This window comes from Asticcacaulis sp., assembly GCF_020217185.1.
Lineage (GTDB): Bacteria > Pseudomonadota > Alphaproteobacteria > Caulobacterales > Caulobacteraceae > Asticcacaulis.
On the sequence record NZ_JAIWNX010000176.1, the window covers coordinates 1 to 10,000 of the forward strand.

Consider the following 10,000-nt stretch of genomic DNA (forward strand, 5'->3'; position numbering starts at 1 on the left):
AGATTGCGCTCCACCGCCACCTTGCGCGGATCAATGCCGATCTGTTCGATCAGCGCCATCACATTGGCGGCCAAAACCTCGGTTTCTTCGCCATTCAACAGAATTTTCGTCATTTTCGGATCGTTTTCGGGCGAAAAAGCCCGCTTTTTCTTGTGAGCAAGCGCAACAGGGGATACAAGACCGCATCCCACAGGATCAGGCTTTGCATGTCCAAACCCATATATGTCCTTAACGGCCCAAACCTCAACCTTCTGGGGGTGCGTGAGCCGGAAATTTATGGATATACACGCCTTTCGGACATCGAAGCCCGGTGCACCGAACTGGCTGCGGCCCGTCATGTGCCCGTCGTCTTTCGCCAGACGAATCACGAAGGCGAACTGATCGACTGGGTGCAGGAGGCGCGCGAACACGCCTCGGTCCTGATTCTCAACCCGGCAGGCTATGGCCACACCTCGGTCGCGTTACTCGACGCGCTGAAGGCCCTCAGCCAGCCGATCATCGAATGCCACCTGTCGAATCCCCACGCCCGCGAACCGTTCCGCCATCACTCCTATGTGTCACTGGCGGCAAAGGCGGTTATTGCCGGTATGGGGGCGATTGGCTATGAACTGGCTATCGAGGCGGCCCTACGCCTCATTGAACAATAGCCCATTGGCCCGTTCCTACGCACGGCCCCACCCCCTAACCAAGGTAAGCGCATGTCATCGCAAAAACCGGTTGACCCGATCGACCCCCGCCTCATTCGCAAGCTGGCGGATATCCTGAAGGAAACCGAGCTGACCGAAATCGAGGTCGAGCAGGGTGAACTGAAGATCCGCGTCGCGCGCACCCTCACCGCCGCGCCTGTGGCCACTTACGCCGCTCAGGTCGCGGCCCCCGCCCCTGTGGCCGCTCCGGCTCCCGCGGCTGCGGCTCCCGTTGCGGCCCCTGTCGCCACCGAAGCGCCGAAAGCCGCCAAGGACGCCCTGAAATCGCCCATGGTCGGCACCGTCTATCTGTCGCCGCAGCCGGGTGCCGCCACCTTCGTCAAGGTCGGCGATAAGGTGAAGGCCGGTCAGACCCTGCTGATCATCGAAGCCATGAAGACCATGAACCCGATCCCGGCGCCCAAGGACGGCACGGTGTCGGAAATCCTCGTGTCCGACGCCCAGCCCGTCGAATTCGGCGAAGGCCTCGTGGTAATCGACTAACGCCATGTCCGATACCCCCAAACTGTTCGACAAGATCCTCATCGCCAACCGCGGCGAAATCGCCCTGCGCGTCATCCGCGCCTGTAAGGAGATGGGGATTGCCACCGTTGCGGTGCATTCGACCGCCGACGCCAACGCCATGCACGTGCATCTGGCCGATGAGAGCGTCTGCATCGGGCCGCCCGCTGCCGCCAAGTCGTATCTCAACATTCCGTCGATCATCGCCGCCGCCGAAATCACCGGCGCGCAGGCGATCCACCCCGGCTATGGCTTCCTGTCGGAAAACGCCCGCTTCGCCGAAATCGTCGGCGCGCACGGCATGACCTTTATCGGGCCTCAACCGGACCACATCCGCCTGATGGGCGACAAGATCACCGCGAAGCAGGCCGCCAAGGACTCCGGCATCCCCGTCGTTCCGGGCTCTGACGGTGGCGTGGCCACGGTCGAAGACGCCATCGAAGCGTCGAAATCCATCGGCTTCCCGCTGATCATCAAGGCCGCTGCCGGCGGCGGCGGTCGCGGCATGAAGGTCGCGGCCAATGCCGACGTGCTGGCCGAACAGGTGATGAGCGCCCAGACCGAGGCCGCCGCGGCCTTTGGCGATGGCACAGTCTATATGGAGCGCTACCTCCAGAAGCCGCGCCACATCGAGATTCAGGTCATCGCCGACAGCCACGGCAATGTCGTCCACCTCGGCGAACGCGACTGCTCGCTGCAACGCCGTCACCAGAAGGTGCTTGAAGAAGCCCCCTCGCCCGTCATCGATGCGGCGGCGCGCGACAAGATCGGCATGATCGTCGTCGAGGCCATCCGCAAGATCGGCTATCTGGGCGTCGGCACCATCGAGTTCCTGTACGAGGATGGCGAGTTCTTCTTCATCGAAATGAACACCCGCCTTCAGGTCGAACACCCGGTCACCGAATTTGTCACCGGCGTCGATCTGGTTCGCGAACAGATCCGCATCGCGGCGGGTCTGCCCCTGTCCTTCACCCAGGCCGATATCGACCTGAAAGGCCACTCTATCGAAGTGCGGATCAATGCTGAAAACGCCCGCACCTTCGTGCCGTCGCCCGGTACGGTCACCGACTTCCACACCCCCGGTGGTCTGGGCGTACGCATGGATTCGGCGGTCTATAACGGCTACACCATCCCGCCCTATTACGACTCGATGATCGGCAAGCTGATCGTCTATGGGCGCGACCGTCCCGAAGCTCTGGCCCGCCTCAAACGCGCCCTTCAGGAAACCGTGGTGGCCGGTATCGACACCACGATTCCGCTGTTCCTCGACCTGCTGAACGAAGCCGATATCCAGAGAGGGGATTACAATATCCACTGGCTGGAAAAGTGGATCAAGGCGCAGGAAGAGGCGAAGGTATAACTAAAGAAAAAGGCCTTGTTTCCGACAAGGCCTTTTTCTTACAATTCAATTTGGTTGCAATTCCACGCGATGATGACCAGTTATTTCATCGAAATAAGTAACAACCCATCGACTATTAGGTCTATTGGCAATTTCTGCGTCTCCATTCCCTTTAACTGGCTTATCATAAAGAATTACGTCAACGAGTCCCCCGAATTTATCGACCGCTTTAGAAAGATGTGCACGACGACGAGTGTTACCGGGCAGAGACATTCTCATTTTTTCCCAGTCGGGTATTTGGCGAGTATCAAAAATCGTTCGCTTGTTTTCATATCTTAATTCATGCCGCATTATTGCTATGACTACACCATCTTCTTTTTCAGAACTTACGTCACTTATTGGTGATGAAATGTAATAACCGAGAGTTTTGAAAGCCTCAGCATAGCCTACCATTTGCGCCTCCTAAGAAGTTAGGAGAATATTATCCCACCACTTGCCCAAGTAAAGCCTTGCAGGAATTCACCCTCGACGATCTGGTCCAATGCTACCGCACCGGCATTTTTCCGATGTCGGATGCGCGTGACGATGAGACCCTGTTTCTGGTCGATCCGCCGCTGCGGGGCATATTGCCGCTGGAGGGCGTCCATGTGCCGTCGCGGCTGGCGCGCACCGTGCGTAACACCCCCTTCACGGTGAAGATCGACACGGCCTTCCGCCAGGTCATCGAACTGTGCGCCGAAAGCGCCGCCGACCGCGAAAGCACGTGGATTTCCCATTCCATTCAATCGCTTTACGAAGCCCTGTTCGCGCGTGGCCTGGCCCACAGCGTCGAGGTGTGGGACGGGACGCGGCTGGTCGGCGGGCTTTATGGCGTGGCCATCAACGGGGCCTTTTTCGGCGAAAGCATGGTGTCGCGCGCCACGGATGCCTCAAAGATCGCGCTGGTGCATCTGGTGGCGCGGCTGCGCGCCGGTGGCTATCGCCTGCTCGATTGTCAGTTCCTCACCGACCATCTGCGACAGTTCGGCGTCATCGAAATTCCGCGTGAGGATTACAAGGCGCGCCTGAAAGACGCACTCTCGGTCGAAGGCGACTTCTACCGGCTGGCGACCGCCGTGACCGGCAAGGGCGTCCTGCAACTGACCACCCAGACGTCATAGACCGGGTGTTCCATGCCGTTGACGCCCGGCGTCGAGGCGTAGGTCCAGCCCTTGAACACGTCTTTGGGCTTGGGCACGGTGCCATTGGCCGCCGGTTGCGGCGAGGTACGTACCTCCAGATAGGTCATGGTGTCGCTCATCGCCTCGTCCTGCGCCGAGGTTTCGCAGGCCTTTACCGTATAGACCATGCCGCGGTAGCGCTTGGGCTTGCCCACCGGCGCTTCAAAGCGAATGGCTTCGCCGGTCACCTTGTCGAGCACGGTCAGGATGGCCGCACTGTAGCGCAGGCGCTTTTCGGGCGGCACCACGACCACAGGGGCCGAAGACTGAGACGCGCTGCTGCTGGCCACCGGCGCATTGCCCACCACCTGACCGGCGGAATCAACATAGGGCGTGCCCGCCGACGACTGAGCGGCAGCGGTTGGCGGCACGGCGGCGGGCGTTCCCGTCCCCACGGCCTGCGGCTGGCTGGCCACCGGCGCGGCCGGGCGGTTCACGGTTTGCGTATTGGCGGCGCGCTGAGGGGCATTGCGTTTATTCCCGGTCGGGTCGTAGGGCTTATACTCTACGCCGTCGATATAGTAGGGTTCCGGGTCATAGTCGGCATTGTCGCGCGCATCGCGGCGGTCACCGCGTCGCGGAGCTTCTTCGTCGGGCGGGATGTTCTGGGCATAGAGCGGCAAGGCGATGGCGGCCACACCGGCCATCAGCAGCACCGCCCGAACCATCGCGCCGGTCCTTCTCATCAGGGCTTCCACGCCTCATAGTCGCCCGACTTCGACGCCTGACGCTCGCCTTCGGCGTTCAGCGACCCCTTGGGGAACTGCGCGAACGGCGTCCCCGACAGGTTAGGCAGGTGCGGCTTTTCCCACGATTTGCGCGGCAGCGGGGCCACCGTCGGCGGCTCGTCGTACATATAGTGCATCCAGCCGTGCCAGTCGGGCGGGATCTTCGAGGCGTCGGCATAGCCGTTATAGATCACATATCGGCGCGGCTTGTCGCCGTAGCTTTCTTTGGTGTTGCGGGCCTGATAATATTTGTTGCCGAATTCGTCGGTCCCGACGAGCTTCGACGTGCGGCCGATGGTGAACAGCGTACCGAGCGTCGCACCGCTCCACCACAAGAAGGCTTTATCCAGCAAGGTCTTACCCTATTTCACTAAATGGCGAAGAGGGAGACTCCGCCGGTTATGCGTCCCCTGACTTATAAAGCGCCGCTGCATCTGCGTAAAGCGCTTCAGAGGCCACAACCGGCGAATTATCCCCCATGCGAGAGCTACGCAACATATTGTGGATGGATCAGCCCTCCGGCCCCACATTTATTGCTGAAAGGTTAAAATCGGTCTAGACTTTATCCCCAACTGTGTTCGCCAATCCGGGGAAGCCAATGGCAAAGATAATGTCCGGCGATTCTGTCCTGCCCGATCTGTCCTTTGCGGCCCGCGCCGAACAGGCCCAGCCGGTGCTGGAATGGCGCGAAATCGAACGCGGCCCCGACAGTTTCAGCGTCCTGTGCCCACGCGAGTGGACCACGGCGCAAAGCGAAGCCTGGCACGACTGGGTCGAAGCCTTGCCGCGCGACCTGCCCGAAGGGGCGTTTCCGCCCGTGGCCGAAGGGCTGGATGGGGCGTTCGAACTCTATGCCCATCGTCTGGCGGCGTGGGGCCGGGTGTACGGTATATTGCGCGAAGATGAGGCGCAGGCCTTTGCGGCCGAACTGGCGGCGACCCTGCGGTTGGGGCTGGCCGCCCCCGCAACGGGCCTGCGGACCGGGCACCGCGTGCCCTTGCTGGACGGCCGCAAACTCGGCCAGACCGAGGCCCGCTACGCCGATATCGAAGACCCTGCCTGCGTGCGTGAGCTGCGCGACCTTCTGGTCGGCGCGCGCTCCGAAGCGGTCGCCCGCGCCACCCGCGATCAGTTGCACGCCGCCCTGTCCGGCATCACCGCCGCCATTGCCCGCGCCGAGGGCGAACAGCGCGCCAGCTTACAACATAATCCAGCGCTGGCCCGCGCGGCGCTGAAGGCCCGGCGTCTGGGGGCTTCGGACGCGCTCATTCAGTCGGTTATTCAGTCCACGGATGGTTTGACCGGCGACAGCGCCCTGCCCGACTGGTCTTTGCAAAATGTCGAGGCCGACCGGCCCGCCGCACCGGTCATCGTGACGGCGCGCCGCGACCTGATCGCCGCGGGTGACCCGTCGGCGCGTCTGGCGGCGCAGGCGGCGCTGGAAAGCGGTCGCCTGTGGATCGCCTTCGATCCGGACGCCGCCGAAGCGCTGGACGACGCCCTGATCGCGCCGCGCGCCGCGCTCAACGCCTATGGTTTCCTCAAACAAACCGGCTTCGATGTCGAAGGCTTTGCCGCCTGCACCGCCCTGTGGACCGTGGCGCTCGATATCGAAAGCCACCTGGCCTTTGCCGCCACGCCCGAAGCGGCACAGCGTCTGGCCCAGCATCGCCCCGTCGCCCTCACCGTGGCGGGCCTCAGCGAAACCCTTATGGCGCTGGGCCTGAGCGCGCAAACCGAAGCGGGGCAGGATTTTGCCGCCGCCCTGATGGCCGTGCTGGATGCCGAAAGCGTGCACGCCTCCGCCGTGTTGTCGCGTCACCTGACGCCCTATGCCGGGTTCGCCGCCGAACGCGACGAGCGGGTATCGACGCTGAGCCAGAAGCTCTATCGCCTGTCGGGCCTCAAAAGCGCCGACCTCAAGGCGCACGCCTTGACGCGCTTGCAAACGGCGCTGAAACTGGCCAAACCCACCGGCCTGCGCCACGTCCAGACGACGACCCTGTTTGACGATCCGGAATTGTCGCTGCGGCTGGGCGTGACGCTGGGCGATGCGCCGCTGACCGCCCTGACCGTGGCGATGGAAGGCGCCGACGGCGTCTTTGTGCGCGGCCTGCACCCCGCCGTCTGGCAAGGGCTGAGCGGAGATGAACGCGACGCCGTGCGCACGCATCTGCTGGGCCACCGCACGCTGGACGGCGCGCCGCATATCCACGCCCAGACCCTGAAAGCCAAGGGACTGAGCGATTTTGAGATCGCGGCCCTCGAAGACGCCCTGATCACCGCCTACAGCCTTGATGAGGTGGTGTCCCCGGCGGTGCTGGATGCCGATTTTATCAAGGATATCTGGGGCATCAGCGACGAAGACCTGCACGCGCCGGGCTTTAGTCTGCTGCGTTTGATGGGCTTTACGGCGGACGAAATCGCTGAGGCGCAGGCCTTTATCTTCGGCCATGACACCACGGAGGGGCTGCCTGACGCCCTGCGTCAGCGCCTGAGCCCCCCCGGCCTGAAGGCACGACTGGCCCTACGACAAAAACTCGAAAGCTTTGCCTCGGCGCCGGCGGCCTCGGCTCTGGTGCTTGAATGGGATCAGGGGGTGCCCGACGCGCTCAAGGCCCTCGCTCAGGCGGCCGATAGCGGTCTGCGCGCCATCGGCCTCAAGCGTCAGCCGGCCCCGCCGTCGCTGACGCTCGATATTCCGGAATTTGAAGAGGCCCGCCGCCCGACTCCGGAACCTGTGCGCGAAGCCCCGGCCCAGACGGTCATCGAAAAGATCATCGAACGCGACCGCGAACGCCAGAAGCTGCCCGACCGCCGCAAGGGCTATATCCAGAAGGCCAGCGTCGGCGGCCATAAGGTCTATCTGCACACCGGCGAATATGAAGACGGTTCCGTGGGCGAAATCTTCATCGACATGCACAAGGAAGGCGCGGCCTTCCGTTCACTGATGAATAATTTCGCCATCGCCGTGTCGATCGGCCTGCAATACGGCGTGCCGCTCGACGAATTTGTCGATGCCTTCGTCTTTACGCGCTTTGAACCGGCCGGTCCGGTCAGCGGCAACGATTCGATCCGCTCGGCGACCTCGATCCTCGACTATATCTTCCGGGAACTGGCGATTTCCTATCTCAACCGCGAAGACCTGTCGAACGCCGACCCGGATGAGCTGAACGCCGACGGTCTGGGTCAGGGGCATGGCCTGTCGAAGCTGGCCGATGACGGCAACGAAGGCATTGCCGCCTCGCACCTGATTTCCAAGGGGTTTATGCGCGGACAGCCGGACAATCTGGTCGTCGTGCCCTTTGGACGCAAACCTTCGAAATCCGACGATCAGTCCCTGCCCCCCGAAGCGCAGGGGGAATGATCCCGCACAAATACCTCCCCAGCAAGCTGGGGAGGTATATGGGTCTTACGCCCACGCCTTTTGCTTCAACCATTCCTCGGCAATCTGCACGGCATTGAGTGCGGCACCCTTGCGCAAGTTGTCGCCGCTGACGAACAGGGTCAGGCCATGCGCCACGGTCGGATCGCGGCGGATGCGGCCCACCTGCACCGGGTCGCGGCCGGTGACGGCCAGCGGATTGGGCACGTCGGCAAGTTCGACGCCGGGGGCTTCGGCCAGCAGGGCCAGCGCCGCCTCAGGCGTCATCGGGCGCTCGAATTCGGCATTGATCGACAGGGAATGGCCCGTAAAGACCGGCACGCGCACGCAGGTCGCCGCGACCTGCAACTCAGGGATTTCAAGGATTTTACGGCTTTCGTCGCGCAGCTTCAGTTCCTCTTCCGTATAGCCGTCCTCGCCCGGCACGTAGTTGAGCGGCACGACATTATAGGCGATCGGCACCGCCCATTTGCGCACCGTTCCCAGATCGACCGCCGCCCCGTCCTGCGCCAGAGCGGCGCAGGCGTCGGCCCCCGCCACGATCTGATCGCGCAGGATTTCAACGCCTTCCATGCCGCCGCCGGACACGGCCTGATAGGTGCTGGCGATCAGGCGCTTCAGCCCCGCCGCCGCGTGCAGCGGCTTCAGGACCGGCATGGCGGCCATGGTGGTGCAGTTCGGATTGGCGATAATGCCCTTGGGGACGTTGCGCAGCGCGTGCGGATTGACCTCAGCCACCACCAGCGGCACGTCCGGATCGCTGCGCCAGGCCGACGAATTGTCGATGACGATGGCCCCGGCGGCGGCCACCTTTTCGGCCAGGGCCTTGGACGTTGAACCGCCCGCCGAGAAGAAAACGATATCAAGGCCACTATAGTCGGCGGCGGAGGCGTCCTCCACCACGATTTCGCGCTCCCCGAAACGCACGCGGCTGCCGGCCGAACGGGCGGAGGCAAACAGGCGCAGCTTGTTCAGCGGGAAGCGGCGTTCGCCCAGAAGGGTCAGCATCATGCCGCCAACAAGGCCCGTCGCGCCAACTATCCCCACATTGGGAAACTGCGTATAATGGGATTGATCGTTCATAGGTCACGTCTCCTGCGTCAAAAAAAGGTTTGGCGGGAGGCGCGAGGTGTTGGGTTTTCTGTGAAACCGGCCCCGCGCGTTCCGCGGGGCTTCGTCCAGATGCCTTGGCTTACACCGTCAGCACGACCGGACCGGCCCCGCGATGCGGGTCGGCTTGGTAGTGGCTTTGGTGGTGGTCGTCTGGAACATGAAAGCGCCTTTACCGGGAATGAGGGGTTTTGTAAACTGCTCTTATACCTCTCCGGTTTACGGAGGGGAGCGCGCAGGCCCCGATCTTGCTTAAGAAAAGCTAAACCACAAGAGGTGTCCCATCATGAAACGCATCGCTCTGGCCGTGGCCGCGCTTTCGCTGTTTGCCCTTCCCGCTTCGGCGCAAAACCCTGTACAGATCAGCCGTGCCGGTTCGGGCGCGTCCTGCCCTGGCTGCAACCTGTTCCAGGCCGATTTTTCCGGTAAGACGCTGAAAGGCAAGAATTTCGCCGGGGCGCGCCTGCGTCAGGCGGACCTGTCGAGCGGCGTTTTCAACGGCACGAGCTTTGCGGGCGGTGACCTGCGTGACCTTAACGGGTTTGGCTCGCTGTTCGGCCACGCCAATTTCGCGCGCACCAACCTGACCAATGCCAATTTCGTCGGGGCCTACCTCGAAGGGGCCAATTTTGCGGGTGCCAATCTGAGCGGCGTCAACTTTTCCGGGGCCGAGATGGCGTCGGCGCGCGGCATCACCCAGCGCATGATGGATCAGGCTTGCGGCGATAAGACGACGGTGGCGCCGAAGGGTATCCGCGTTCCGGTGTGCTGATACGTTATGGGGTTTGGGGCCTGCGGCCCCAAGTCTTCTACTTTCAAAGAAAAACCCCTTCGGCAAAACCGAAGGGGTTTTTCTTTGAATATTAAAGGTTTGTGGGGTCACAGACCCCACACCCCTTAGGTTTAGCTCACCTTGATCGGCAGTTGCGTCCGGATATGCAGTTCCTTCAACTGCTTCTCCGTCACCTCCGACGGGGCGCTCATCATCACGTCCTGCCCCTGCTGGTTCA

Annotated in this window: 11 protein-coding genes; 6 read left to right on the plus strand and 5 right to left on the minus strand. The window is 62.4% G+C overall.

Features of this window, described 5'->3' with window-relative positions; genetic code table 11:
* The first annotated feature begins 206 nt into the window (after nt 1-206).
* From aroQ to accC, 3 genes are read left to right on the plus strand one after another with little or no spacing between them, the layout of a single operon-like run.
* Nucleotides 207-647 (plus strand): type II 3-dehydroquinate dehydratase, encoded by a 441-nt coding sequence (gene aroQ / locus LDL37_RS08660; protein ID WP_290796811.1) that lies wholly within the window; start codon nt 207-209, stop codon nt 645-647.
* A gap of 51 nt (nt 648-698) precedes the next feature.
* The gene (gene accB / locus LDL37_RS08665) at nt 699-1,190 is read left to right on the plus strand and encodes an acetyl-CoA carboxylase biotin carboxyl carrier protein (protein WP_290796814.1); all 492 of its coding nucleotides are present in this window, start codon (nt 699-701) and stop codon (nt 1,188-1,190) included.
* A gap of 22 nt (nt 1,191-1,212) precedes the next feature.
* On the plus strand, nt 1,213-2,568 hold the full coding sequence (gene accC, locus LDL37_RS08670; RefSeq protein WP_290796834.1) for an acetyl-CoA carboxylase biotin carboxylase subunit: 1,356 nt from the start codon (nt 1,213-1,215) through the stop codon (nt 2,566-2,568).
* 45 nt (nt 2,569-2,613) lie between these two features.
* Here the strand turns inward: accC and LDL37_RS08675 are convergent, their stop codons facing one another.
* The gene (locus LDL37_RS08675) at nt 2,614-3,000 is read right to left on the minus strand and encodes a hypothetical protein (protein ID WP_290796817.1); all 387 of its coding nucleotides are present in this window, start codon (nt 2,998-3,000) and stop codon (nt 2,614-2,616) included.
* Between the two features lie 56 nt (nt 3,001-3,056).
* On the opposite strand from LDL37_RS08675, the gene aat reads away from it, so the two are divergent.
* Nucleotides 3,057-3,707 (plus strand): leucyl/phenylalanyl-tRNA--protein transferase, encoded by a 651-nt coding sequence (gene aat, locus LDL37_RS08680; RefSeq protein ID WP_126423935.1) that lies wholly within the window; start codon nt 3,057-3,059, stop codon nt 3,705-3,707.
* On the opposite strand, the gene LDL37_RS08685 is transcribed toward aat, so the two are convergent.
* Both LDL37_RS08685 and LDL37_RS08690 read right to left on the minus strand, forming a co-directional pair.
* Nucleotides 3,644-4,453, minus strand: coding sequence for a DUF2155 domain-containing protein (locus tag LDL37_RS08685; protein ID WP_290796822.1), 810 nt, complete (start codon nt 4,451-4,453; stop codon nt 3,644-3,646). The two genes, aat and LDL37_RS08685, sit on opposite strands and share 64 nt — an antisense overlap.
* The gene (locus LDL37_RS08690) at nt 4,453-4,848 is read right to left on the minus strand and encodes an NADH:ubiquinone oxidoreductase subunit NDUFA12 (RefSeq protein ID WP_013480471.1); all 396 of its coding nucleotides are present in this window, start codon (nt 4,846-4,848) and stop codon (nt 4,453-4,455) included. Before LDL37_RS08690 ends, LDL37_RS08685 begins: the two co-directional genes overlap by 1 nt.
* A 257-nt stretch (nt 4,849-5,105) precedes the next feature.
* On the opposite strand from LDL37_RS08690, the gene LDL37_RS08695 reads away from it, so the two are divergent.
* The gene (locus LDL37_RS08695) at nt 5,106-7,862 is read left to right on the plus strand and encodes a ribonucleoside-diphosphate reductase (protein ID WP_290796825.1); all 2,757 of its coding nucleotides are present in this window, start codon (nt 5,106-5,108) and stop codon (nt 7,860-7,862) included.
* A 45-nt stretch (nt 7,863-7,907) separates the two neighbouring features.
* Here LDL37_RS08695 and LDL37_RS08700 read toward each other — a convergent pair whose 3' ends face one another.
* Complete coding sequence (locus LDL37_RS08700) at nt 7,908-8,963, minus strand: aspartate-semialdehyde dehydrogenase (RefSeq protein WP_290796828.1); 1,056 nt, start codon at nt 8,961-8,963, stop codon at nt 7,908-7,910.
* Between the two features lie 313 nt (nt 8,964-9,276).
* Between LDL37_RS08700 and LDL37_RS08705 the strand changes: the two genes are divergently transcribed.
* Nucleotides 9,277-9,762, plus strand: a complete 486-nt coding sequence (locus LDL37_RS08705; protein WP_290796831.1) for a pentapeptide repeat-containing protein — start codon at nt 9,277-9,279, stop codon at nt 9,760-9,762.
* Between the two features lie 131 nt (nt 9,763-9,893).
* Here the strand turns inward: LDL37_RS08705 and LDL37_RS08710 are convergent.
* The coding region (locus LDL37_RS08710) for a hypothetical protein (protein WP_290796837.1) at nt 9,894-10,000 on the minus strand (107 nt) is incomplete at its 5' end.